General features: G+C 61.9%; 16 protein-coding genes. 5 read left to right on the top strand and 11 right to left on the bottom strand.

All coding sequences use genetic code 11. From position 1 onward, the window contains the following. Positions 1-64: 64 nt before the first annotated feature. Positions 65-1366 carry a calcium-binding protein gene (locus ABWV42_RS11820; RefSeq protein ID WP_353340274.1) on the bottom strand — a complete coding sequence of 434 codons (1302 nt, stop codon included), beginning with the start codon at positions 1364-1366 and terminating at the stop codon, positions 65-67. 225 nt (positions 1367-1591) lie between these two features. Beyond that, the gene (locus ABWV42_RS11815; protein WP_353340273.1) at positions 1592-8779 is read right to left on the bottom strand and encodes a calcium-binding protein; all 7188 of its coding nucleotides are present in this window, start codon (positions 8777-8779) and stop codon (positions 1592-1594) included. Between the two features lie 352 nt (positions 8780-9131). Here ABWV42_RS11815 and ABWV42_RS11810 point away from each other — a divergent pair, with 352 nt between their 5' ends. Further along, positions 9132-10364: a serine hydrolase domain-containing protein gene (locus ABWV42_RS11810; protein ID WP_353340272.1), complete on the top strand. Its 1233-nt coding sequence runs from the start codon at positions 9132-9134 to the stop codon at positions 10362-10364. 49 nt (positions 10365-10413) lie between these two features. Here ABWV42_RS11810 and ABWV42_RS11805 read toward each other — a convergent pair whose 3' ends face one another. From ABWV42_RS11805 to ABWV42_RS11795, 3 genes are read right to left on the bottom strand one after another with little or no spacing between them, the layout of a single operon-like run. Next, entirely contained in the window at positions 10414-11205 is a 792-nt protein-coding gene (locus tag ABWV42_RS11805) for a metal ABC transporter permease (RefSeq protein ID WP_255104176.1), read from the bottom strand. Next, positions 11198-11953 (bottom strand): metal ABC transporter ATP-binding protein, encoded by a 756-nt coding sequence (locus ABWV42_RS11800; RefSeq protein ID WP_353340271.1) that lies wholly within the window; start codon positions 11951-11953, stop codon positions 11198-11200. The genes ABWV42_RS11805 and ABWV42_RS11800 overlap by 8 nt, the downstream gene beginning before the upstream one ends. Further along, positions 11953-12426, bottom strand: coding sequence for a Fur family transcriptional regulator (locus tag ABWV42_RS11795; protein ID WP_353340270.1), 474 nt, complete (start codon positions 12424-12426; stop codon positions 11953-11955). The genes ABWV42_RS11800 and ABWV42_RS11795 overlap by 1 nt, the downstream gene beginning before the upstream one ends. Positions 12427-12520: 94 nt before the next feature. On the opposite strand from ABWV42_RS11795, the gene ABWV42_RS11790 reads away from it, so the two are divergent. Further along, positions 12521-13693: a zinc ABC transporter substrate-binding protein gene (locus tag ABWV42_RS11790; RefSeq protein ID WP_353340269.1), complete on the top strand. Its 1173-nt coding sequence runs from the start codon at positions 12521-12523 to the stop codon at positions 13691-13693. Here the strand turns inward: ABWV42_RS11790 and ABWV42_RS11785 are convergent. The 6 genes from ABWV42_RS11785 to ABWV42_RS11760 form a co-directional block, all read right to left on the bottom strand. Then, a complete protein-coding gene (locus tag ABWV42_RS11785) occupies positions 13683-14159 on the bottom strand; it encodes a DUF2165 family protein (RefSeq protein ID WP_353340268.1) in 477 nt (158 codons plus the stop codon). The two genes, ABWV42_RS11790 and ABWV42_RS11785, sit on opposite strands and share 11 nt — an antisense overlap. Positions 14160-14240: 81 nt before the next feature. Beyond that, positions 14241-15902 (bottom strand): ABC transporter substrate-binding protein, encoded by a 1662-nt coding sequence (locus ABWV42_RS11780; protein ID WP_255104171.1) that lies wholly within the window; start codon positions 15900-15902, stop codon positions 14241-14243. A 95-nt stretch (positions 15903-15997) separates the two neighbouring features. Further along, positions 15998-16438, bottom strand: a complete 441-nt coding sequence (locus tag ABWV42_RS11775; RefSeq protein ID WP_353340266.1) for a hypothetical protein — start codon at positions 16436-16438, stop codon at positions 15998-16000. Between the two features lie 353 nt (positions 16439-16791). Then, on the bottom strand, positions 16792-18201 hold the full coding sequence (locus tag ABWV42_RS11770; RefSeq protein WP_353340264.1) for an FAD-binding oxidoreductase: 1410 nt from the start codon (positions 18199-18201) through the stop codon (positions 16792-16794). An 8-nt stretch (positions 18202-18209) separates the two neighbouring features. Continuing rightward, positions 18210-19391, bottom strand: coding sequence for an amidohydrolase family protein (locus ABWV42_RS11765; protein ID WP_353340262.1), 1182 nt, complete (start codon positions 19389-19391; stop codon positions 18210-18212). Then, the gene (locus tag ABWV42_RS11760; protein ID WP_353340260.1) at positions 19382-20161 is read right to left on the bottom strand and encodes a creatininase family protein; all 780 of its coding nucleotides are present in this window, start codon (positions 20159-20161) and stop codon (positions 19382-19384) included. The genes ABWV42_RS11765 and ABWV42_RS11760 overlap by 10 nt, the downstream gene beginning before the upstream one ends. 224 nt (positions 20162-20385) lie before the next feature. Here ABWV42_RS11760 and ABWV42_RS11755 point away from each other — a divergent pair, with 224 nt between their 5' ends. From ABWV42_RS11755 to ABWV42_RS11745, 3 genes are all read left to right on the top strand, one after another. After that, positions 20386-21459 carry a glycosyltransferase family 2 protein gene (locus ABWV42_RS11755; RefSeq protein WP_353340258.1) on the top strand — a complete coding sequence of 358 codons (1074 nt, stop codon included), beginning with the start codon at positions 20386-20388 and terminating at the stop codon, positions 21457-21459. 39 nt (positions 21460-21498) lie between these two features. Next, a complete protein-coding gene (locus ABWV42_RS11750; RefSeq protein WP_353340257.1) occupies positions 21499-23724 on the top strand; it encodes a glycosyltransferase family 92 protein in 2226 nt (741 codons plus the stop codon). 84 nt (positions 23725-23808) lie between these two features. Next, positions 23809-24813 (top strand): hypothetical protein, encoded by a 1005-nt coding sequence (locus ABWV42_RS11745; RefSeq protein WP_353340256.1) that lies wholly within the window; start codon positions 23809-23811, stop codon positions 24811-24813.

Below are 24813 nucleotides of genomic sequence, written 5' to 3'. Positions count from 1 at the left end.
GCCTTGCCTCTCTGTCGCGCGCAAGCGCGTCGACGCACCGGGGAGGTGCGCCGCGCTGATGTTCTCAGAAAATGAAATCCGAGCCTGAAAAGTTCCCGATCAGGGTATTTTCGATGATCACGCTGCCGGAACCACCGAGGGCGTCGAGGTCGAGCACCACGTCTCCTCCGGCTGATTGGAGGGCGAGGGCGGTCGAGATGTCCGAGAAGCCGCTGAGGCCGTAGGCGGAGAGGTTGATCTTGTCCGATCCGTCGACGAAGTCGGTGATCACGTCATTGCCCGCGTCGCGTTTGAAGACAAAGCGGTCTGCACCGCCGCCGCCGGTCAGGGTGTCGTCGCCACGGCCGCCGTTCAGCGTATCGTTGCCGCCACCGCCAAGCAGCGTATCATCGCCGAGGTTGCCAAGCAGGGTGTCCTTGCCGCTGCCGCCGTTCAAGTAGTCGTCGTCGCTGCCGCCCCAGATCTTGTCATTGCCATTGTCACCGCGCAGATCGTCGTCGCCGCCTGCACCGCGCAGGGTGTCATTGCCTGCCCCGCCAAGCATCGTGTCGGCCTGGCTGGCGCCGATCAGCTTGTCATTGCCGGCTTCGCCCTCGATGTCTCCGTCGACAAAACCGTCGCGACGACCGCGATAGGTATCGTTATCGTTGCCCATCTCGACATCGCCGACGATGATGCCGCTGTTGACGACGAGGTCGTTGCCCTGCTTGAGCAGGATGCGGCCGTGGATGTCACCGTGGTTGAAAACCGAGACATCGGTGGCCCAGGTCGTGGTGCCCGCACCGTCGATTGTATAGGTCGAGGATCTGTCTTCGATGGCGACGGCGGAGAGTTCCCCATAGTAGGAGTAGCTGACACCGCTCATGGAGCCGAAGTTGGTGACGGATGCCTTGTGGTTTTCGGTAGGGGCCGATGTGACCTCTGAGTCGATGTAGAAGACCAGGGCGGCGTTATAGTAGTAGTAGCCCTGACCGTGTCCTGTCATCGTGCCGTGATTGATGACCTGGGATTGCGTGCCACCGATCCATGCCCCGATTGTGCCCGATATCTCACCGGAGTTGGTCACCAAAGAGTGGTAGCCTGAGAGCACGAGAGCGGCATAATCGCCATAGTTGGAGTTCGTCAGTTTGCCGGTTTGTCCGACAAGAACGGAGCTGTAGTTGCCTTGCAGGCTCACGGCATTGCTCGTGCTCCAGACCGTGCCATGAACATTGACGTTCTGGTAGCCCGCATCGCCGATCACCGTGATGCCGCTGTCGTTGGCGATGGTGACATCCGTGTCAACAAACGTACGGGCGCTACCGTCCGTGCTCATGTCAAAGCTGGCCGAGCCGATGCTGTCGGCAAAGAAATGGAAATGGGGCATGGGTTCCTCCGATCAAATTGGGTCTTTAAAGGGCCGGCGCGGGGAACGTGGTAAAAGTTGCTCGGTATTCTTTTGGTTGGAAAATCGAAAAAGTCGCGCGGGGTTAATGAAACCTTAACAAAAAATGTGATTCTTTGCGACTTTCTGAGATCCGGCCCCGTGGAGCAAAGAGAAACGCCGTGGCGCGGGCCACGGCGTTTTCGGATTTGCAGGCTTTTGCAGGGATCAGAGGAAATCGAAATCGTCTGCGGTCAGCTTGTTCAGGGTTGCCCCTGTGATGGTGATCGTGTTCAGGCCATCGTTGTTGAAGTCGTAGACCACGTTGCCGCCGACCTCGGTCGAATTGGCGATGAAGTCTGCGAAGGTTTTCACCTCGACGGTGTCCGCGGCAAAGCGGATCACGTCATGCGCGGCGTTGAACTTGGCGTGGGTAAAGCCGGTGATGACATCGTTGCCGTGGGTCGCGCCCGAGAAGACAAAGACATCGGCGCCACCGTTGCCGGACAGCTGGTCATCGCCGTCGCCACCGTCGAGAACATCGTCGCCGGTGTTGCCGATCAGGGTGTCGTTGCCAAGATCGCCGAAGATGGTGTCGTTCGCGGCACCGCCGTCGATGCTGTCGTTGCCGAAGCCACCCTCGATGGTGTCGAGACCGCCGTTGCCCAGAAGGGTATCGCTGCCGGAGCCGCCTTTCATGATGTCGTTGCCGATGCCACCGTCAAGGAAGTCGTTGCCGTCGCCGCCGCTCATGTCGTCGTTTTCGGAGCCACCTTTCATGCTGTCGTTGCCAGTGCCGCCAAGCATGGTGTCGTTACCGGCACCGCCTTCGAGCGTGTCGTCCTCGGAGCCGCCGTGCAGGCTGTCGGCCCCGTTGTCGCCGAACAGCTGGTCGTTTTCCGAACCGCCCGTCAGGGTGTCGTTGCCGCCGCCGCCACGCAGGCTGTCAGCGCCGGCGTTGCCGATCAGGGTGTCAACTCCGTCGTGGCCAAAGAGGGTGTCGGCCCCGCCGCCGCCGTCCATGCTGTCGGCACCAAGGTTGCCTTGCATGGAGTCGTTGCCATTGCCGCCAAGCAGGGTGTCGTTGCCGTTGCCACCCAGCATGGTGTCGTTGCCACCGCTGCCAAACAGTTTGTCGTTGTCGGCCTCGCCTTTCATATTGTCGTTGCCGGCCTTGCCCTTGAGCACGTCGTTGCCGGCGCCACCGATAAGAATGTCAGCACCGCCCTGACCGTCAAGAACGTCGACCCCATCTCCACCAAGCAGGCTGTCGTTGTTCTGGCCGCCGAGGAGGGTGTCGTTGCCCGCACCGCCCGTCAGGGTGTCGTTGCCGCCACCACCGTTCAGCTTGTCCTTGCCGCCATCACCCTTGATCGAGTCGGCGCCGCCGCCGCCGATCAGCGTGTCGTTGTCATCGCCGCCGGACATGGAGTCGGCACCGGTGTCACCCTTGATCGAGTCGGCTCCCGCACCGCCGTTCAAGGTGTCGTTGCCCTTGCCGCCGAGGAGGGTGTCATTGCCATTGCCACCAAAGGCCTGGTCGTTGCCATCGCCACCCAGAAGGCTGTCGGTGCCGTCGTCGCCAAACAGGCGGTCGTTGCCAACGCCGCCGTTGACGGTGTCGTTGCCCGCGTCGCCGTTGATGGTGTCATGGCCGCCATCACCGGTGATCTGGTCGTCGTGGTCACCGCCAAACATGCTGTCCTGACCGGCGCCACCGTGCATGGTGTCATTCTCGGTGCCACCGTCCATATAGTCGCTGCCGTCGCCGCCGAACATGCTGTCCTTGCCGGCGTCACCGGACATGCGGTCGTCGCCGGCATCCCCTTTCATGGTGTCGTCACCCGACCAGCCGATCACGGTGTCATTGCCGTCGTTGCCTTCGAGGCTGTCGTGGCCCTGACCGCCCTTGACGTCGTCGTTGCCGCCGTTGCCAAGGATGGTGTCATTGCCGTAGCTGCCGAAGAGAACATCGTCGCCGTCCGGTAGGCCTAGGCTGGAGGGCAGCACGATATCATACCAAGAGCCAACGACGTTGGGGTCGTAGAAGGCGGGTTTGATGATCATGTTCTCGAGGTCGAAATAGCCGGACGAATGCACAAGCGGATCATAATCGTCGACCGAGGGCAGGTTGTAGTAGACGGTGATAACCCACTCGCGGAATTCCTCGAGCGAGAAGCTCTCGTCGCCGCGGATGTAGTCATCGCCGTGCGAGCCGTCGATCGCGTCGTTGCCCGAGCCGCCAACGATCTTGTCGTTGCCGAAGTCGCCGGTGATTGCGTCGTCGTCGGCACCGCCGTCGAGCCAGTCGTCGCCGTAAACGCCGCTGAACACGTCCATGCCCGCGCCGCCCCAGATCATGTCGTCGCCGCGGTTGCCGCCGCCTTCGTCGTTGCCGTCGCCGCCGTCGATGAAGTCGGGTTTGTCGTCGCCGAAGAAGGCATCGTCACCTTCGAACATCAGCATGATGTCGCGACCTGCACCCCCGGCGATCTCGTTGCCCTGAATGTTGTCGAAATAGATGTCGTCGCCGAAGGTCAGCGCCAGCGCGGTGCCGTTGAGGCCGAGCTGATCATCCATGTCATTGGCTGAGACGTACCAGATGTGGTCGTGTCCACGGGACTGGCCGATGTCTTCGAGGAAGGTTTCGTCAGCCAGAACAACGTTCACGTCCGGGCTTGGCGGGGTGTCGTCGATTTCGTGGGGCACGTCCGACTGGATGAAGAGATCCATGAAGGGCGTGATGCCGTCAGCGGCCATGCCGTCGAGGTTGAAGATTTCGACCGTCAGGTCGGTAAGCTGAACGTTCTTGAGGATCAGGGTGCCGCGTGCCGTGGTCAGGTTCACGTCGGTGCCGTCCTGAACCATCAGCGAGAAGAGGTAGTCGGCAGAGAAGCCGATGGCGCTCATGTCCAGCTTGTCGAGGAAGGGATCGAAATCCCAGATCACATCGGTGCCGTCCAGCGGGGCCGTCGAGATCGACGGGCCGGTCACTTCGTCGCCACCGTTGAACACGTGGTTCCGGCCTATCTGATAGATGTCGGCATAGGCGGTGACCGGGATGCTCATGTCGATCTCTCCGGTGACCAGCGAGCGATCGGTGTTGAACAGCCAGTCGACGTTGGCCAGCCATTCGGCGGTGAGATCATCTGCGCCAACAAGGCCTTCGAGGGCGAAGAGGTTGGCGTGCAGGCTGGCTTCGCGGTCACCGTAGAAGGTGTCGTCGTGGGCCGAGGACTTGAGAATGTCGTTGCCCGCACCACCCAGAAGGCGAGCGCCGCCGTCGAGGTAGAAGGAGCCGCCAAGGCTGTCCTGGATCGAAATCCGGGTGGTTGCGCCGTCGACAAAGTCGTTGCCGTCGCCACCGTTGACGAAGCCGACCATGCCGGTGCCGCGCACCACGTCATCGCCGCTGCCGCCGTGGGCGCCGTTGAAGCCCCAGACCGGGCCGCCATCGGTGACGGTGATCAGGTCGATGGTGAAGTCTGCCTTGGGCTGGTAGGCGAAGATGACAACGTCGTCGCCGGAGCCGCCGTCGGCATAGAAGTCCATGCCGTTGTTGGTTTCGATATAGTCGTCGCCGTCACCGCCAAAGACGGCGTCGTTGTCCACGTCGCCGAAGACGAAGTCGTCGCCCGCACCGCCGTGGGTGAAGTCGTGGCCGTGGTTGCCGCCGATGTGGTCATCATCGTCGCCGCCGAGGATCATATCGTTGCCGATATTGCCCGACAGGATGTCTTTACCGGCGTTGCCGAACAGCGTGTCGTTTTCTTCGTTGCCTTCGATCGAGTCAACGCCGTCGCCACCGACCAGAAGGTCGTTGCCGACGCCACCGATCATGGTGTCTTCGCCGTCGCCGCCATAAAGTTTGTCGTTGCCGTCGCCACCGTTCAGCGTGTCGTTGCCCGCTCCGCCAAAGATGGTGTCGTTGCCTTCGTTACCTTCGAGATAGTCGGCAAGATCGACGCCACCGGGCAGGGTGTCGCTACCGCCGAGGATGCGGTCGCCGCCGGTGCCACCGATGACAAAGTCGCTGCCGTCGCCGCCGATGATGGTGTCATACCCTTCGTTGCCAAGCAGAGTGTCGTTGCCGGCACCCCCGTCGACGAGGTCTTTGCCAAGACCGCCGGAAAGGTCATCGTCACCGCCATTGCCTTGAAGCGTGTCGGTGCCGTCTTCGCCAATCAGCGTGTCTTTTTGTGCGCCACCAACCAGCAAGTCATTGCCGGCGTTGCCGTTCATGATGTCGTTGCCGCCCTGACCCAGCAGGGTGTCGTTGCCGTCGCCACCAAACAGGCTGTCGTTGTCGTCGCCGCCTTCGATCGAGTCGTCGCCGGCACCGCCAAGCAGGGTGTCGTCGCCGGCTCCGCCAAGAAGTGTGTCGTTGGCGATGAACTCGTTGTCTTCGATATAGTCGTTGCCCGCGCCACCGATCAGCAGGTCGATGCCGTCACCGCCCTGGATCGAGTCGTCGCCGATACCGCCGTCAACGGTGTCGTTGCCGGTCCCTGCGAGAACAGTATCATTGCCGTCGCCGCCAAGCACGCTGTCGTTGCCGTCGCTGGTGTCGATGCTGTCATGACCGACGCCCGCATCGACGGTGTCGTCTTCGCTGCCTGCGAAAATCGAGTCGTTGCCTTCGCCCGCGTCGATGCTGTCTGCGCCGGCGTTGCCGTGCAATTCGTCGTCGCCTGCGTCACCAATGAGGCTGTCTGCGCCTTCGCCGCCCGAGAGGCTGTCGTTCAGCAGGCCGCCGATCAGGGTGTCGTCACCGTCTTCGCCGATCAGCGTGTCATTGCCGCCTTCGCCAAGGATGCTGTCGTTGCCGGCGTTGCCGTTCAGGGTGTCGCTGCCCGCGCCGCCCTTGAGGGTGTCGTCGCCATCACCGCCGAACAGGCTGTCGTCATCATCGCCCCCGTCGACCGAGTCGTCGCCCGCGCCGCCAAGCAGGGTGTCGTTGCCCGCGCCGCCCAAGAGGGTGTCGTTGGCGATGAAGTTGTTGTCCTCGATATAATCGTTGCCCGCGCCGCCGATCAGAAGGTCGATGCCGTCACCGCCCTGGATCGAGTCGTGGCCGACGCCGCCGTCAACTGTGTCGTCACCAGTGCCTGCGATGATGGTATCGTCGCCGTCATTGCCAAGGACGCTGTCGTTGCCGTCGCTGGCGTCGATGTTGTCGTTGCCAAGGCCGCCATCAACGGTGTCGTTTTCGCTGCCTGCGAAGACCGAGTCGTTGCCTTCGCCTGCGTCGATGTTGTCGGCACCGGCGTTGCCGTGGATTTCATCGTGGCCTGCATCGCCAACAAGGCTGTCAGCGCCTTCACCGCCCGAGAGGCTGTCGTCGTTGATGCCGCCGATCAGGGTGTCGTTGCCATTCTCGCCGATCAGGGTGTCGTTGCCGCCTTCGCCGAGGATGAGGTCATGGCCCGCGTTGCCGTTGAGGGTATCGTTGCCCGCGCCGCCCTTGAGGGTATCGCGGCCGTCACCGCCGAACATGCTGTCGGCTTCGGTGCCGCCTTCGATGGAGTCATCACCTGCGCCACCCAGCAGGGTGTCGCTGCCGGCGCCGCCAAGGAGGGTGTCATTGGCAAGCGAGTTGTTGTCCTGGATAAAGTCGTTGCCCGCGCCACCGATCAGAAGGTCGATGCCGTTGCCGCCCTGGATCGAGTCGTCGCCGATGCCGCCGTCAACGGTGTCATCGCCGGTGCCCGCGATGATCGTGTCATTGCCATCGTTGCCGAGAACGGAGTCATCGCCATCGCCCGCGTCGATGTTGTCGTGTCCGAGGCCGCCATCGACGGTGTCATTTGCGCCACCCGCGAAGACCGAGTCGTTGCCATCGCCCGCATCGACGATGTCGGCGCCCGCGTTGCCGTGGATTTCATCGTTGCCCGCGTCGCCGATCAGGCTGTCGGCACCTTCGCCGCCCGAGAGGCTGTCATCGTTGATGCCACCGATCAGGGTATCGTTGCCGTCTTCGCCGATCAGTGTGTCGTTGCCGCCTTCGCCAAGGATGCTGTCATTGCCCGCGTTGCCGTTCAGGGTGTCGTTGCCGCCACCGCCTTTGAGGGTGTCGCCACCGCCGCCGCCAAACAGGCTGTCGCCATCGTCGCCGCCGTCCAGCGAGTCGTTGCCGTTGCCGCCCTTGAGGGTGTCGCTGCCTGCACCGCCAAGGAGGGTGTCGGAGACAACATCGGTGGATTCCTCGATATAGTCATTGCCCGCGCCGCCATCGACATAGTCTGCGCCGGTGCCGCCGAACAGGGTATCGTTGCCGCCGTCGCCAAACAGACGGTCAAGGCCGGTGCCGCCGAGGATGCTGTCGTCGTTGTCGCCACCGCTGAGGCTGTCATTGCCCGCGTCGCCGCTGATGATGTCGTTGCCGGTGCCGCCGTCTGCGGTGTCGTTGCCTGCGCCGCCGATGATGCTGTCGAGGTCGGCATCGCCAAAGAGCGAGTCGGCCCCGCCACCGCCGGTCAGGGTGTCATTGCCCGCGCCGCCGCGCATGGTGTCGTTGTTGACCACTGCGGTTTCGAACAGGATGTCATTGCCTGCGCCGCCATCATAGCTGTCGGCGCCGTCGCCGCCGAGCATCGAGTCATTGCCGGTGCCGCCATCGAGGGTATCGTCGCCGGTGCCCGCCACGAGGGTGTCAGCATCGCCATCCCCCGCGACATAGTCATCGCCGCCACCAGCGGTGATGCTGTCGTTGCCCGCGCCGCCCATGAGCGAGTCGGCCTCGTTATCTGTCGTGTCGGTGATGGTGTCGTTGCCGGTGCCGCCTTCGACGGTGTCGAGGCCGGTGCCGCCAATGATGCTGTCGTCGCCTTCGTCGCCGCGGATGAGATCGTTGCCCGCGCCGCCAAGCAGCGTGTCATTGCGGTTGCCGTCTTCGGAGAGGGGGAGATCGGTGTCGAGTTGGGACTGGTCGCCAAAGATGATGTCGTTGCCGGCATCACCAGTGATGTAGTCGCCGCCGATGCCGCCGAAAATCTGGTCGTTGCCCGCGTTGCCGCTCAGGCTGTCGTCGTCCGCGCCGCCTTCGATGTGATCGTGGCCGCCGCCGCCGCCGATGGTGTCGTTGCCAAGGCCGCCCAGCAGGGTGTCGTTCTCAACATCAGTGGTTTCGATGATGCTGTCGTTGCCCGCGCCACCAAGCACGCTGTCGGTTCCGGTGCCGCCAAGCAGGGTGTCGTTGCCCGCGTCGCCTTCGAGCGTGTCGCTGCCGGTGCCGCCGAGCAGGCTGTCGCCGCCGTCACCACCAAGGAGGCTATCATCACCAACGGCGCCGACAAGCGTATCCGCGCCACCGAGGCCGGAGAGGGTATCGTTGCCACCGAACCCGGAAATCGAGTCATCCAGAGCCGTACCCGGCAGGTTATCGTTGTTTCCGTTGCCGTTGATAATATTCGCCATTTTACAATCCCGATCTCAATTACCGCACAGGGCATCCATTTACAGCGTTCCGCATCAGCGAGTAGCAATCGAAAACGGCGAAAATAGGACCGGGAATTGCCCGTGTGCCCCGATTTTCGCCACAAATAACACCGAGAATATGACCTTGCTGCGAAAGCTGCCTCATTTTAGACAAAAACCTAGAGCTTTTACACCCTGTTTCCAGATCGGAAACAGTTGGCGGCCGTTCGTGCAGAGGATTGCGAAGGTGCCGCGACAATAGCGCCTGCCGTGCGTGAATGGCCTTTTTTCGGGGATCGGTCTAAGACAGGTCAATTCGGGCGATGCCCGAAGCGGGATGAAGGAGACAGCCATGACCGGATCGCATCGTCACGGGTTTGACCGCGCGCGCCTGGACCGTTTGAAGGGCTGGATGGAGCGTTATGTCGATGAACGGAAGTATGCCGGATCGAGCCTCCTGATCCGTCAGGGCGGGCAGGAGGTGATGTTCCATGCCGCCGGGATGCGTGCGCTGGAAACCGGCCTGCCCTTTGAACGCGATTCCGTGGCGCGCATATATTCGATGACGAAACCCGTGACCAGCGTGGCGCTGATGATGCTTGTCGAGCGCGGGATGCTGCATCTGGACGCCCCGGTCAGCGCCTTCATTCCGGCGTTTGAAGAGATGACGGCGCTGGTGCCGGGTGCGGAGCGGATCGACCAGGTCGAAGCTGCGCCATCCCCGACTCTGCACCAGTTGCTGACGCACACTTCGGGGTTGAGTTATCCGTTCAACCCCGGCGTTCTGGCGCAGGCGATGGATGCGGAGGACCTGATCTTTCGCGCCAACCAGGGCGCGCTTGCCGATATGGTCGACAAGGTCGCCGCCCTACCGCTGGCGTTCCAACCGGGCAAGGCCTGGGAATACTCGGTAGGGATCGACGTGATTGGGCGGGTTGTCGAAGTGGTGTCCGGCAAAACACTGGACCGCTTTTTCGCCGATGAGATCTTTGCGCCACTCGGGATGGTTGAAACCGGGTTCTCGGTGCCCAAGGGAACCGAGGCGCGGTTTGCCTCGCTCTATACGCCGCTTGCAGGCAGTGCGATGGATTTGAACTCTGCCGAGACCGGGGGGGATAGCCTGCGGTTCGTGGATGGTGTCGAAGGCTCGCCCTTCCTGGCGGCGGACATGTTCTCGGGCGGTGGCGGGCTGGTGGGCACCATCGACGACTATATGGCTTTTGCAGAGATGCTGCGCTGCGGCGGCGCGCTGGGCGAGGCCCGGTTGCTGTCGCCCGCGACCGTGGATTTCATGATGTCGAACCACCTGCCCGGCGACATTGCCTCGATGGGGCCGCGGAGCTTTGCCGAGCAGCCGATGGAAGGCATGGGCTTTGGTATCGGGGGTGCCGTGGTGCTTGATCCGGCGCGGGCCCGCACACCGGGATCGGTGGGGGATTTCAGCTGGGGTGGTATGGCGTCGACCTTTTTCTGGATCGATCGGGCGCAGGAGATGAGCGTGGTGTTCTTCACCCAGCTTTCGCCATCGAGCAGCTATCCGTCGCGCGCTGAACTGAAGGCACTGGTGCACGGCGCCCTGGTCTGAACGGGGGCGCTGCCCCCGGACCCCCGGGGTATTTTCACCAAGAAGAAGATTAGCGCGGCGCGAAACGGGCGACGAGATTCGAGGCCGCGAAGATCGTTGCGGCGGTGCAGACAATGGTCGGGCCGCTGGGGGTATCGTAGAGGAACGAGATGCGCAGGCCCCCGAGCGCCGAGACCGCCCCGATCAGCGCGGCAATCACGGCCATGCCTTCGGGGGTGCGCGACAGGGGGCGAGCGCTGGCGGCGGGGATGATCAGCAGGGCCACGATCAGGAGCGCCCCGATGACCTTGATGGCAACGGCAACGACGATGGCGAGGCCGAGGGTCAGGACCAGCTGTTCGCGCTTCGGATTGATGCCGGAGGCATAGGCGAGATCGGGGTTCAGGGTCGAGGTCAGCAGGGCGGACCAGCGCCATGTTGTCAGGGCCAGCGTCAGGGCCGCACCGCCCCAGATGATGGCGAGGTCGCCGCGGGAGACGGCTAGGATATCGCCGAAGAGATAGGCCTGAAGATCAATGCGCACGCCCTGGACGAAGGAGACGGCGACAAGGCCGAAGGCGAGGGCGGAGTGGGCCAGCACGCCGAGGAGCGTATCCATCGCGTAGCCGCGTCCGGAAAGAGCGGTGACGGTGAGCGCCATAGCCAGTGCCACGGCAAGCGCTCCGGTGAAGACCGATGCGGAAAGCGCCAGCGACAGGGCGACGCCGAGGATGGCGGCATGGGCGGTGGCATCGCCGAAATAGGCCATGCGCCGCCAGACCACGAAACAACCCAGGGGCGCGGCAGCGATGGCCACGCCGACCCCGGCGATGATGGCGCGGATCAGGAAGTCATCAAGCATGGTCGCAGTTTCCATGTTCGTGGGAATCGGGCGCGTGGGCGTGGTGGTGATGGTCGTGGTCGTGCCGGTAGAGCGCGAGGGCGCCCTGGGTTCCGGAGCCGAAGAGGGCGCGATACTCGGGGGCGGTGGCGACAATGTCGGGGGTGCCGTGACAGCAGACGTGGCCGTTCAGGCAGATCACGCGATCCGAGGCGCTCATGACGACGTGGAGTTCGTGGCTGACCATGAGCACGGCGCTGCCGAGTTCGCGGCGCACCTGTTCGATCTGGCGGTAGAAGGCGGCCGAGCCGGGCTGGTCAAGGCCGGTGGTCGGTTCGTCGAGGATCAGGAGATCGGGTTTCCTGAGCAGGGCGCGGGCGAGCAGGACGCGCTGGAACTGGCCGCCGGAGAGGGCCGACATCTGGCGATCCAGAAGGCCGTCTGCGCCTGCGTCTGCAAGGGCTTCGAGCATCGTGGATTTCGAGTGACGGATCGGCAGGCAGAGGAAGCGGCGCACGGTCAAGGGCAGGGTGGCGTCGATCGAGAGCGACTGCGGCACGTAGCCGATGCGCAGGCCGGGTGTGCGGGAGATGGTGCCGGCAGTGGGTTTCACCGCGCCGATGATCGAGCGCATCAGGGTGGTCTTGCCGGAGCCGTTGGGACCGACAACCGTGACGATCTCGCCCTTGTCGATGGTGAAGTCGACATTCGACAGGGCGGAATGCCCGCCGAGGTGGACGGACAGGTTGTTGAGGGTGACGAGGCTCATCAGGCGGCTTCCGGCTGGCAGCCCGGGCAGAGGCCTTCGACCTCGATCACGGTGTTTTCGATGCGGAAGCCGTGTTTGCTGGCGGCGTCCTTGAGGCTGGCGGTGGGCATTGTGGCTTCGGCGATGGCGCCGCAGTCGCGGCAGATCATGAACAGGGGCGAATGGGAGCCACCGGGGTGGTTGCAGGCGAGATAGGCATTCAGGCGTTCGATCTTGTGTACGAATCCGTGGGTCGTGAGGAAATCGAGGGCGCGGTAGACCACGGGCGGTTGCGAGCCCATACCTTCGGAGGCGAGGACGGCGAGGATGTCATAGGCCCCCATGGCGCGGTGCTCTTCCAGCAGGATTTCGAGGACGCGTTTGCGGGCGGGGGTGAACTGCAACTTGTTGCTGGCGCAGAAGGTTTCGGCGTTTTCCATGGCGGAAGAAACGCAGATGTCATGGTCGTGCTGCCCGAAGCCGATGTCATGCATTTTCGTATCCTCGTGATGAGAGGGGTTGATATAGTATAACATATCAGGATATGCCAGCGTCCTGTGATATGACCACTTTCCAGGAGTGAAGCAAGTGAAACAGGGTGTAATCGGGGGCGTCTTGGCGCTTGGCCTCGGGCAGATGGCCTTGGCAGAGGCCCCAAAAGTTGTGGCGGACATTGCGCCGGTGCATTCGCTGGTGGCGCAGGTGATGAAAGGTGTCGGCGAGCCGTCGCTTTTGATCCAGCCGGAGGTGTCGCCGCATGATTATGCGATGCGTCCGAGTGAGGCGCGCAGCCTTCAGAACGCGGATGTTGTTTTCTGGATCGGTCACGAGCTGACTCCGCAGCTGGAAGACCCGATCGAAACCATTGCGTCGAAGGCGCGTTCCGAGGAGCTGGTGGATGCCAAGGGGCTGATCCAGATGGATTTCCGTGAGACCGCGGTGTTTGGAGACGATGATCACGATGACCATGGTCACGGTGAGCATGATGAGCACGACGATCACGAGGATCATGCCGATCATGACGACCACGATGACCATCATGATGAACATGATGATCACGCCAAGCATGACGAACACGACCATGATGAGCATGACCACGAGGGTCATGACGACCACGACGAGCATGCAGAAGAAGGCCATGATCATGATGCGCATGAAGAGCATGCGGATGAGGACGGTCACGATCATGAGGAACACGAAGAAGCAGGTCACGATGGACATGATCACCACGACCATGACCACGATGGTCTCGACCCGCATGTCTGGCTGGACCCGGAAAACGGCCGTGCCATGCTGGCGCACATTGCTGCGGTTCTAGCGGAGGTCGACCCTGACAATGCTGACACCTACCGTGCCAACGCCGCAGAGGCGCGTGTTCAGCTTGCCGTGCTGATCGAAGAGACGCAGGCGCGTCTGCTACCGCTTCAGGATCGCGGGTTTGTGGTGTTCCACGATGCCTATCACTACTTCGAAGAGCGTTTCGGCCTCGAGTCTGTTGGTGCGATCATGCTGGGTGATGCCTCGGCGGCAAGCGCGGCGCGGCTGGCGGAAATCCGTGAGGCGATGAAAGAGCGTGGTGTTGTTTGCGTCTTCACCGAGCCGCAGTTCAACCCGAAGATCGTGCGTGCCGTGACCGAAGGGGCGGATCTGGCTTCGGCGGAAATGGATCCGGTCGGTGTGTCGCTGGAACAGGGGCCGGGGCTTTACCCGGAACTGATCCGGGCCTTGGCCGCCAGCGCGGAAACCTGCCTTAAAGGCTAAGAAAGATCAGGTTGCCCAGACCCCACAGCGTGAGCTGAAAGTGGGTGTTCTGGGCACCCTCGTGGCAGAACCAGTATGAAAAATGGTTCCCCACCACGGTGAACATCGCCCAGATCGACGTGAACATGATTGCGCCAAGCATGGCGACTGTACGGGCGTTCTCCACCACCATCGATCCGAAAATCGACAGCAAGAGACAGGCGACACCTGCCCAGAGGACGAGGGTTGTCAGAAGCTCTGCCGCGACGACAAGGCCGAAGGCGGCCTTGTGCAGCTTACGGCTCTTGATGCTGCGGTGGGCGACGCGGGCGTATTCGTCGGGGTAGTCGGCTTCCATACGCTCCATCGTGAAGACTTGTGCGGTGTAGGTTTCATTCACGGAAGGGTAGAGGATGTTGTCACGGACGCCGAGGGTCAGCCATGCGGCGGGCAGCGTGAGGGATACGGTTTGTGCGAGCAACGTCATGTCCATGGGAACACCTATTGAAAAGTAGTTTGCATGAAAAAGGGCCGCCCGAGAGCGGCCCTTTTCGTGTCTGCGTAAGACTTAGGTCCAGTGCATTGCTGCCGGACGCAGTTCGAACGAGATGTGGTGATCGGCACCAGCCAGACCCTCGCGGGTGTGGTTGTAGAGCGAACGCCAGTAGGGCTGGATGGTGACGGCGTCTTCCTGAAGGATTGCCTCACCTTTGGCCATCAGGGCGCGGCGTGCTTCCACGTCGGCGGTTGCCAGGGCCTGTTCGAGAACGGCGTCAAACTCGGGGTTTGCATAGCCGAATTCGTTCCAGGCTTCACCCGACTTGTAGGCCAGTGCCCAGATTTGGACGCCCAGCGGACGGTGGTTCCAGTTGGTCGACGAGAACGGATACTTGGTCCAGTCGTTCCAGAAGGTCGAACCGGGCAGGATGGTGCGCTTGACGTTGAAGCCGGCGTCACGCAGCTGGGCTGCGACGGCGTCGGTGGTGTTCTTGCGCCATGCGTCGTCGATCGAGTGGATTTCCATCTCGAAGTCGGCCATGCCTGCTTCTTTCAGCAGTGCGAGAGCACCGGCCGGATCGTGCTTGGGCATACCGATGTCGGCATATTCCGGGTGTGCCGGGCCAACGTGGTGGTTTGCCGCCGCAACACCGCGGCTGTCGTAGCCCAGTTCCAGAAGCACGTTGTTGTCGACGGCCATCGCGATGGCCTGACGGACGCGCTTGTCGGCATAGGGCTTCTTGCCGTCAACTTCTGCCAGCTGGTTCGGGCGGATCACGATGGTTGCCATGGTGACAACTTCGTTTTGCTTCCAGCCGTCGAGCGAGCCGATGATGTCGATGAACTCACCGTCTACCGAGTAGAGCGCGTCAACTTCGTCGGATTCTGCCGCGGCCACCCAAGCTGCCGGGTCGGTGCCGTAGTCGACATACTCGATACGGTCGAGCCATGCGCCGTTGCCCGCGTTCCACCAGGTGTGGTTTTCGTTGCGGACCAGTGCCGATTGAACGCCCACTTCGAGCGATTCCGGCAGGTACGGGCCGGTGCCGATCGGGTTGGTCAGCATGTCGTCGGGGTTATGCGACGAGTGCACGATGGCAGCCGGGTAGTCAGCCATGCCCGGAACAAGCGAGATGTCCGGCTTGGGCAGGTTCAGGCGAACGGTGTGGCTGTCGACCACTTCGATTGCGCCGTCGATCGCCTTGTTGGTGTTCGGGTCGATCAGGGTGGCGAAACGACCGGCCATCGAGTTGCCCTCGACGTCCTTGTCACACCAGCCGGCGATGTTGCGTGCCACGTCTTCCGCGGTCAGATCGTCGCCGTTGTTCCACTTGACGCCTTTGCGGACGTTCAGAGTGTAGGTTTTAGCGTCTTCCGAGATGTCCCAGCTTTCCAGCAGCTGCGGCTGGAAGGTACCGTCGTTCTCGTAGGTGATCAGATATTCCAGCCAACCGCGCGAGAAGTTCGCGATCTGCGACCAGTCGTAGGTGCGCGGATCCTTGAGGGCGCGTACTTCCATCTGGATGCGGGCGGTGCCGCCCTGTTTCGCGTGGCCTGCGGCCTGGGCCGGAGCGGCCATGCCGAGCATCGAATATGCAGTTGCCGCGGTTGCACCGAACGCGCTGGCCATTGCCAGGAATTCGCGGCGGTTCACGGCGTCGTCACCTACCTTTGCCGCCTGATCGACGATCACTTTCGGCATCGGCTGTCCGTTACGCTTGAAAAATTCCATTGGTTTCCTCTCTGTTGGTTTTTTAGGGCTTTGGCCCCGTTTTCGCAGCGGTGCTGCATGGGTTAGACGGACCGAGTGGCCGGGCCGCCAATCTCTTATGGTTTTGCTCGCATCTCCTCGAAGCCGTCTTCGGGGCGCTGGTCTGCGCGGATGCTTGACGGATTGCAGGCCTTCCCGAAGGGCCGGGAGTTATTCCCGTGCGTTGCGGCCTGTCGATCCAAGATCAGGACGTTTTCCTCCTGCCAGTCGTGACTGTGCACATTCCGATCCAAAGTGCGAACCTTTCCTGTCTCCTCCAAAAGGTTCGTGCTTTCCAATTCCTTACAACCATCCACGGCATGGGCGCGGTATGCAACACATAAAGACTCTTTTTTATTAACTGGCGCGATCTGTGTCGGGTTCCAGTAACGGGTCCACTTTGTCATGCCCTGCTGGCGCTTGGCGCAGGCAGAGGCGAGTGTCGCAATGGTGTCGTTCAACACCTGCCAGATGATCTGGTTGAGGTGAAGAAACGGATGAGCGGAGGGGAGGGGCATTGCAGCAACATTTGCACGGGTCCTGCCGGTTCGGGAATGTCCCGGAACGGCCCAGGTGGACCGCTGCGCCGGAAGTGGCGAAATGAAATTGTTCGAATGCCCTCGCATAAGCAATTTTAGGTACAGCCGCCCTTGTTTGCTCTGGTCCGTTAACGACCCGTATGTGCGCAGATTCGACACGCAGCTACGAAATACCGTCGTTTTTGGACTTTTGAGAGCCGAAAGTGCCCTTTGTGAATCGCGCTTAAGTTGTGTTGTGTTCCGACCAATGGGAAGCCCCTGCGGATGATTCTGTTCCGCCGGGGGCAACCCTTTGTTCCGACAAGAAACTCTTTCGCTCATCGGCATCCTGTTCAGCCCGGGATCATTGCTTCGATGGCTTCGGGGTCCATGTCCTTTACGTTGACCCATTCGCGCGACTTTGCGGCGTTCAAAAGCCCCTTGGGATCCATGCGCTTTTTCCATGCCAGATGGCGGTAGTCGGCGTTCTTGAGACCACCGCCCTCGACCATGCAGATGTGGGCGTCGAAGATCGGGAAACCGTTGGCTTCATAGGTGGCTTCGATCTCGTGCAGCCGCTCTTCGGTCGAGTACCAGACGATGGGCAGATCAAAGGTCACGATCTCGCCGTCGAGAAGGGCGAATTCGTGGTGCTGCCAGACGTCATCGCCCAGTTTCGGGCGCAGGTCGGCAATGGCCTGCGGATCGGGAGGCGTGGGGCATCCGACTTGCAGGTAGGTTGCCGAGCGGTCGGCCTTGAGGACCTGAAGCGTGGTGTGGTTGTAGGCGAACTCATAGACCAGCGGGATCTTGGCCTCTTTCAGCTCGGCCTCGGACATGGCGAGATCGACCTGCCCACCCTGTTCCGCGATCAGGGCGCGGAAGGCGTCCATGTCCTCCTGCGGCACCAACGAGACCAGCAGGTGCTTGTTCTTGCGAATGCGGCTTTCCAGCCGCGGATAGAAGTCGCAGATGCGGGCGTCCTGCGTGCTGACCAGCTTGCGGGCGATGTTTTCGGCGCAGGACAGGGCATAGCCGGCGGCATAGGTGTCGCGGTAGCTGTCGAAGGTCGCCATGCAATGCACCCAGTTGCGATGCGGGACGGTGCGCAGGGTTACTTCGGTGATGACACCGTTGAGGCCCCATGCGTGGTGGATCTGGTTCACGGCGTCGCCTTCGAAGAGGCGCTCTTGGGGGGTGTCGGTCACCGACATGGCCTTGAGCGAGACGATGTTGCCGGGGTCGCGCAGCATGCCCTGGGCAACCGACCCGATGCCGGAGGAGCCGCCGGCGACAAAGCCACCGATGGTGGCGATGTCCTGCGTCGAGGGGAAGATGGCCAGTTCCCATCCCTGTTCGTGCAGGGCGGTGTTGATGTCTTCGATGATCGCCCCGGCCTCGGCGCGGACAAAGCCTTCGCCGATTTCAAGAATGCGGTTCATGCGGGTGGTTTCGATGATCAGACCACCATCGAGCGGAACGGCCTGTCCATAGTTGCCGGTGCCGCCGCCGCGCAGGGTGATCGGGGCATCATGGGCGTGCGCCGTGCGCAGGCAGTGGGCCAGTTCCTCGGTTGTGGAGGGCAGGGCCACAAGGTCACCGAAACTCTTGCGCAGCTGTGCGTTCAGGATCGGGGAGTACCAGAAGAAATCACGGCTGCGTTTCTTGACGAGCACGGGTTCGGAGATGGTTTCAACAGGGGCGAGTTCAGCTTCGAATGCGGCCCAGTCGAGGGCGGTTTTGCCGGAGATGGAGTGTGTCATATCAGTCTCTATTCTTGCGGAATTGGCGCCAATGGGGCGCCGGAAATCAGGGTTGAAAGATCGCCGGCCTTTGCGTGTAGAAGGCGGGAGATCGGGGTGTTGTCGACGTACATCGGCGCGTGGCCGAGGGCGCGGGCAGCGTCGGTGGTGATGGCGGGCAGCCATTGGTGGAATGGTGGATCGAGATGCCCGGCGAGCACGGCCAGTTCGAGGGTGCGCAGGGGATCGTGGCGTCCCACCGGGCAGAAGGCATCGCGCACGTTGTCGGCCCCGATCACGATGCGCACGCCTGCGCGGCGCAACTCGTGCAGCATGGTCAGGCCGCGTTGCCGGGGGGTGCCGTTCCTGCGGCCCTGAAGGTAAAGGTTGGTTGTGGGCAGGGTGGCAACCGTAATGTTGGCGCGGGCGAGTTTGTCGGCAATCCGCCTGACGTCGTCTGACGATTGGCTGGCGAGGCTGACCGCGTGCCCACAGAGGATTGGCCCTTGGTGGTGGGTGGCGATGGCCGTGTCGGCAATTTTCTCCAGCCCTCTGAGATCGGGGTCGAGGCCCTCGTCGACGTGGAAGTCGAGGGGCAGATTCAGTCTCTGTGCCTGCTGAAACGCCTGTTCGATGCCGATTTCATGATCGGGTTGGTTGAAGACGAAAACACCAAGGGCATGGCCGTCGGGGATGGCGTCTGACGCCGTTTTGGCGAAGGCCGGATCGGCCATCTGGATGGCGCTGGTCAGCGAGCACAGCTGCAGGCCAGGGGTATCGGCGGCGAGTTCGGTGAGAACCTGCCAGGAGAGGGGCGGTTCGGCCTCGTCCCCCCAATCCACATGGCTGCGGATCAGGCCGGTGCCGGCGCGGGTGTATTCTTCGATGCCACGCAGCGCGCGGTTGCGGATGTCGGCCTCGGTCCAGTTTGTCTTGTCGGCGCGCTGGGCTTCGATGGCGGCGGTCAGATCGCCGCCGATATCATCCATGCGGTCGATGGTGTGGCATTTGTCGAGGTGGCAATGCGGCTCGACAAGTGGCGGCAGCAGGGTGGTATCGCAGGGGCCTGAGGCGAGGCTTAGGGCGCTGAGACGCCCGTTTTCGAAGCGAGCGTCGCCGCAGAGAAATGCACCTTCGACCGTGCCGCCGAGGCGATCCGCATCACGCAGCAGGATGCGCGGAATTTTGATATTTGGCAGTGTTAGGGACATTTTTGCGGGTCGAAAGCAGCGAATTCGGGAAGGTAAGCCGCGAAAGAGCGGGCGGCTGTATCAAGGAGATGCGCGCCCTTTTCGGCGGTTGCGGCCGTGGCATCGCCACAGACGCCGGTGTCTGACACATCGTCGATGATCCAGCCGGGACGGGCGGGTTGCCCGGTCAGGCCAGCGGCGGTCCATTCGCGGCTATTGGGGGGCGTGTTGGGCGCGTGGGCCATATCGACAAGATCAGGAGCGGCGGCGAGCATGGCGGAGGTTTCGAGGTCTCCGGCATGGATGTCATGGATCTCGTCTTCGGGGGCCAAGAGGCCCTTGGTGTCGGTGAAGGCGAACCACGAGGCATGGGCGGTGATGAGGCCATGCGCGATGCGGATTTCGCGACAGGCCACCTCAAGAACTGCCGTGTTGCCACCGTGGCCGTTGATCATCAGCAGGCGGCGCACGGGGGTACGGGCCACGGAGGCCGCGATGTCGTCGAGCGTCGCCAGCAGGGTACGCGCCGAATAGGTCAGAGTGCCGGGGTGGTTGAGGTGTTCGTTCGACTTGGTCACCGTCAGCGTCGGCAGGATCAGCGCCGAGACACCAGCCGGCCAGAGCGGCAGGCTGCGGGCGAGAACGGTATCGGTCAGGGTGGTGTCGACCGAAAGCGGCAGGTGGGGCCCGTGCTGTTCCGTGGCCCCAAGCGGCAGGATCGCGACGGTGTCGGGATCAAGAGTCATGAAATCGGGGGCCTTGAGGTCGGCCCAATACCCCTGCTGGCGCATGGTTGTCTCCGGTCAGTGACGGGCGGACATGCGCAATCACCATGCGATGCCCATCCCGAGGGAATGAGTGCATGGCCCTTTGATCCGTCTGTGCCAGAGATAGGAAGAACCTAGGGCGGCTTGGGCGATCTGGCAAGGGGTGTGCCATTGCGGACCCAGTTTTGCGCCATTGGTGAATGGTCTTTGCGCGGGGTGGTGTGGGCGTGGTATCAAGGGGCAAGCCCATGAAAAGGGATCAAGAGCAGGTGCGTATTCTTTCGGTGACATCGGTCCGCAACGAGGGCCCCTATCTGCTTGAGTGGATTGCCCACCACAAGGCGGCGGGTGTGACCGATTTTCTTGTGTTCTCAAACGATTGCGAGGACGGCACCGAAGAGATGCTGGCGGCGTTGGACGCGACGGGGATCGTGACGCACGTGCCGCATGAGCGGGTCAGGGGCAAGTCGATCCAGTGGCAGGCGTTGAATGCGGCGTGGAAGCATCCCTTGCGCAAGGCGGCGGATTGGGTGCTGGTGTCGGACGTTGATGAATTTTTGAACATCCATACCGGGGACAGGACGCTTGGCGCGTTGTTGAAGACGGTGCCGGATGATGCCGACGGGGTGGTGATTCCCTGGCGGCTGTTCGGGAGCAATGACGTGCTGGGGGTCGAGGATCAGCCCGTCACGCAGCAGTTCACCCGCGCCATTCCCGGGGACGCGCAGTATCCTGTGGCGGCGAGTTTCTTCAAAACCCTGTTCCGCGCCAAGGGGCCTTTCAACCAGTTGGGGGTGCATCGTCCCAAGCAGAAGACGGCCGAAAAAGCCGGGCTGCCGGTGTTCGTGGACGGGTCTGGAAAGGTTCTGCCCGAGGGCATGGTGGCGAACCAGAACCGCCTATCGCTGTTCGGGATTTCGAGCGGGCGCAAGCTGGTGGAGATGAACCACTATTCCGTGCGTTCGGCGGCGGCCTTCCTGATCAAGAAGGTGCGTGGCTTGCCGAACCGGGCGAGCAAGCCGGTGGACCTTACGTATTGGGTGGAGCGCAATTTCAACACGGTCGAGGACCGGTCGATTGATGCGATGCGGGCGGCAACGGAAGCAGAGTTGACGCGGCTTTGGGCGGTGCCCGGTCTGGAGCGGTTGCACAAGCAGGCCGTGGCCTGGCATCAGGCGCGGTTCTCGGAACTGGTGCTGGACCTGGAGAACCACAGTCTTCTGGTGCAGATCCTGACGGCGGGAGGGTCGCAGGTGGTGCCGGAGTATTTGCAGCAACAATTGGTTCGGTGGTATCAGGTTGCCCATAAGAACAACACATAAGTGCCGGTTTAAAGGCCGGCCGAGCAGGTCTTGAGTGAGATGGCGACGCCAGAGTTTTTGACGCGTGAATTGAAGCACCAGCCGATCGGACGTGGTGTGGTGCTGGATGCGGTGCATCTGCCGGAAGGTGGGGCGCAGACGTTTTTCAAGGTGGGAACCCGTGGTGAAGAGATCACCGCCGGTGCAGGCACGACGATCACCATGATCCGCAGTGTTGGCGACGGTATGATCGTCACGACCGGGGAAAGCGCGCCGCGGCTTGTGGTGGATGGTGCCGAGGCCGAGGTTGCTGTTCACGCGCCCGAATTGGAATTGTTTGCCGGGTTGAACGTGGGCCTGTCGATCCGCAACGGCGAGAGTACCGAGGCGGCGGCAGAGTGGCTTCGTTATCATGTGGAAACGCAGGGCATGCAGGCGGCGCTGATCCTTGATCGTGCCATGCCGGGTGAGGGATTTGCCAAGGCGCTTGCGAAGGCTGCGAAGAAGATCAAGGGCTTGCAGCGGGTGGTCGTTGTGCAGTGGGATGTTGCGCTGGGCAATCCGGCTTTGCCCCCCGAGGCGCATCCTTTCAATGCGCCGGATGCGCCCGGCAAGGACCGGATGGAGATTCCGGAGGCCTCTCCGTGGGACAGCCCATTGGGCGAATTACAGCTGTTTGAATGGGCGCGGCAACGGTTTCTGGATCGGGCGCGGGCGGTGGCCTTTCTTGAGGTTTGCGAACTGGTGGAGGCGGGCGAAGACACGGTTTTCGACGCGGCCGTTAATTCAAGCAGCGGGGCCATCCAGCTTTTGGGGCGGCATTGCTATCCCTGGCGGACGCGCAAAGGCGATGCTGCGCGTTTTGCCGACCATATCTGTGTGCAATTTGATGCCACCAAGCTGCGGCGAAAGTGGTGCGTTGCGCCGGAACGTGTTGGGCCGCAGTCGGTGTGGCGGCTGGTGCGGATTGTCGGGGCCAACCCGACGCCGGAAGAGTGGAAGCCGTTCAACCGCTTCATGGCGCTGCGCCATCCGACCGAGACGGTTTCGCAGATTGTGCCGAAGACATCGCTTGTTGAAGATGACGGGCTGTTGCAGCTTTCGAAGGAACGGTTCGGCTACAAGCCTGTGCGGATGCCGGAGATTGCCGCGCCGGAGGTTGATCCCAAGGCCAACCGCGTCTGCATCATCACCTGTATGAAAAACGAAGGGCCGTTCATCCTTGAGTGGGTGGCCTATCACAGGGCAATCGGGGTGGAGGACTTTATCGTCTACACCAACGACTGCACCGACGGGACCGATGATTTCCTTGAACTGCTACAGTCGAAGGGCATCCTTCAACACCGCGACAACCCGTTCAAGGGCACCGGTCTCAAACCCCAGCACGCGGCGCTACATGCGGGGGAGAAGGAAGAGATCGTCAAGAATGCCAACTGGGTGATTTCGATGGACGTGGACGAGTTCATCAACGTGAAGGTGGGCAAGGGGACGTTGCCCGAGTTGTTCGAGGCCGTGGGCGACGCCAACATGATTTCCTGCACGTGGCGCTTGTTCGGGAATTCGGACATTCACGCGTTTGTCGATGAGCCGCTGATTGCGCAGTACACGCGCTGTGCCGAGGAGATGACGCGCAAGCCGCATCAGGCGTGGGGTTTCAAAACGCTGTTCCGCAATATCGGGTTGTTCAAGAAGCTGGGGGTGCATCGCCCCAAGGGTCTCAATCCGCAGCTTTGGGATCATATTCGCTGGGTGAACGGATCGGGCAAGCCGCTGCCCAAGGACATGTTCCGCAATGCCTGGCGGTCGACCACCGAGACGGTGGGCTATGACATGGTGCAGCTGAACCACTATGCGGTGCGGTCGGCGGAGAGCTTCCTTGTGAAGCGGGATCGGGGGCGCGTGAACCACGTGGATCGGGATCAGGGGCTGGCCTACTGGTTCCGGATGAACAACAACGCGACCGAGGACACCTCGATCCAGCGGATGATCCCGGCGCTTGAGGCGGAAATGGCGCGGCTTTTGGCGGACCCAGAGATTGCCGAGGCGCATGCCTATTGCGTCGACAAGCACCGGGCCAAGATCGATGCCCTCAAGGCGACCGAGAACTATGCCAAGTTCTATGGCGATCTGACCGGCGCGCGTATGGAAAAGCTGGCGCGGATTCACCGTATCTTTGGGGCCAACGTGTTCCTTGCCGGGCCGGATGTCATTCCGGACGAAGTTGTCGCGCAGGACCATCCTGAAGGGTTCTATTTTACCGTGGAAAAACAGGAAACAGCCCACTAGCTGCCGCAGCTTCGCCCCATTTTTCAAGGAAACTGGGGCAGATTGTGGTAGAGTTTAACGAATAACGAAGAGAGCAGTGTAACAATGGCGAAACTCCCGGAAATTGCGAGCCTTTGGATTGGTGGGCAACTGACCTGGCTGGAACAGCTGTGTCTGAAGTCCTTTGCGGACGCAGGGCATCACATCACGCTCTATAGCTATGAGAAAATCCCGAACATTCCCGAGGGGGTGCATGCGGGTGATGCGAACGAGATTTTCCCGGGCAACCCGATGTATCGCCACGCCCGCACCGGTAGCCCGGCGATCCATGCGGATCTGTGGCGTCTGAACCTCTTGAAGAAGACCGACAAGATCTGGGTGGATGCGGATATTTACTGTTATCGCCCCTTCAACTTTACCCGCCAGTCGGTGTTCGGCTGGGAGAAGGACGATCTCGTGTGCAACGCAGTTCTGGGGCTGCCTAAGAATTCCAAGGCGTTGAACATGATGCTTGAGTTCTTTGAAGATGAATACGCGATTGGCCCCTGGCTGAAGCCCTGGCAACAGGCCGAGTTGCAGGCCGAAAAGGATGCGGGCCGCCCGGTTCACATGACCGAGCAGAACTGGGGGTTTACCGGCCCTGCGGCGGTGACCTACTTCCTCAAGCAGAGCGGCGAAATCAAATACGCCGAGCCGGTCGAGGCCTTCTATCCGATCTCGTTCAAGCATCGGAACCACATGATCATGGGCAAGTTCAACATCGAGGATGAACTGACCGAGGACACCAAGGGTGTTCATTTCTGGGCGCGCCGGATGAAGCCGCGCCTGGAAGAAAAGGAAAACAACCGCCCGCGCCGTGGCTCGTTCATGCGCCAGCTGATCAAGAAGCACGGTATTGATGTGGATGCGGCGCTGATCCCGCCGAAGATCAACAAGCCCAAGGCACCGGTGGATGATCCGGAGTTCAAGGCAAAGCTGGCGATCGAAGCCCTGCGTGGCGAGGCGTCGATTGAAAAGCTGTCGCGCGATCACCTTGTCGAGCCGAGCTTTATCAAGGAGTGCCGGGCCAAGCTCGTCGAGGCGGCCCCGTCTTTGTTCGGGGCAAGCTGA

The organism is Pelagimonas sp. KU-00592-HH, assembly GCF_040369695.1.
GTDB lineage: Bacteria > Pseudomonadota > Alphaproteobacteria > Rhodobacterales > Rhodobacteraceae > Shimia.
Note: the sequence above shows the minus strand (reverse complement) of the source record. Positions and strands in the feature narration are given on the sequence as shown.

Bases quoted from the DNA above. Each gene is read 5' to 3' on its own strand.
- ABWV42_RS11820 (WP_353340274.1), bottom strand. From the start codon at position 1,366: ATGCCCCATTTCCATTTCTTTGCCGACAGCATCGGCTCGGCCAGCTTT.
- ABWV42_RS11815 (WP_353340273.1), bottom strand. From the start codon at position 8,779: ATGGCGAATATTATCAACGGCAACGGAAACAACGATAACCTGCCGGGT.
- ABWV42_RS11810 (WP_353340272.1), top strand. From the start codon at position 9,132: ATGACCGGATCGCATCGTCACGGGTTTGACCGCGCGCGCCTGGACCGT.
- ABWV42_RS11805 (WP_255104176.1), bottom strand. From the start codon at position 11,205: ATGCTTGATGACTTCCTGATCCGCGCCATCATCGCCGGGGTCGGCGTG.
- ABWV42_RS11800 (WP_353340271.1), bottom strand. From the start codon at position 11,953: ATGAGCCTCGTCACCCTCAACAACCTGTCCGTCCACCTCGGCGGGCAT.
- ABWV42_RS11795 (WP_353340270.1), bottom strand. From the start codon at position 12,426: ATGCATGACATCGGCTTCGGGCAGCACGACCATGACATCTGCGTTTCT.
- ABWV42_RS11785 (WP_353340268.1), bottom strand. From the start codon at position 14,159: ATGACGTTGCTCGCACAAACCGTATCCCTCACGCTGCCCGCCGCATGG.
- ABWV42_RS11780 (WP_255104171.1), bottom strand. From the start codon at position 15,902: ATGGAATTTTTCAAGCGTAACGGACAGCCGATGCCGAAAGTGATCGTC.
- ABWV42_RS11775 (WP_353340266.1), bottom strand. From the start codon at position 16,438: ATGCCCCTCCCCTCCGCTCATCCGTTTCTTCACCTCAACCAGATCATC.
- ABWV42_RS11770 (WP_353340264.1), bottom strand. From the start codon at position 18,201: ATGACACACTCCATCTCCGGCAAAACCGCCCTCGACTGGGCCGCATTC.
- ABWV42_RS11765 (WP_353340262.1), bottom strand. From the start codon at position 19,391: ATGTCCCTAACACTGCCAAATATCAAAATTCCGCGCATCCTGCTGCGT.
- ABWV42_RS11760 (WP_353340260.1), bottom strand. From the start codon at position 20,161: ATGCGCCAGCAGGGGTATTGGGCCGACCTCAAGGCCCCCGATTTCATG.
- ABWV42_RS11755 (WP_353340258.1), top strand. From the start codon at position 20,386: ATGAAAAGGGATCAAGAGCAGGTGCGTATTCTTTCGGTGACATCGGTC.
- ABWV42_RS11750 (WP_353340257.1), top strand. From the start codon at position 21,499: ATGGCGACGCCAGAGTTTTTGACGCGTGAATTGAAGCACCAGCCGATC.
- ABWV42_RS11745 (WP_353340256.1), top strand. From the start codon at position 23,809: ATGGCGAAACTCCCGGAAATTGCGAGCCTTTGGATTGGTGGGCAACTG.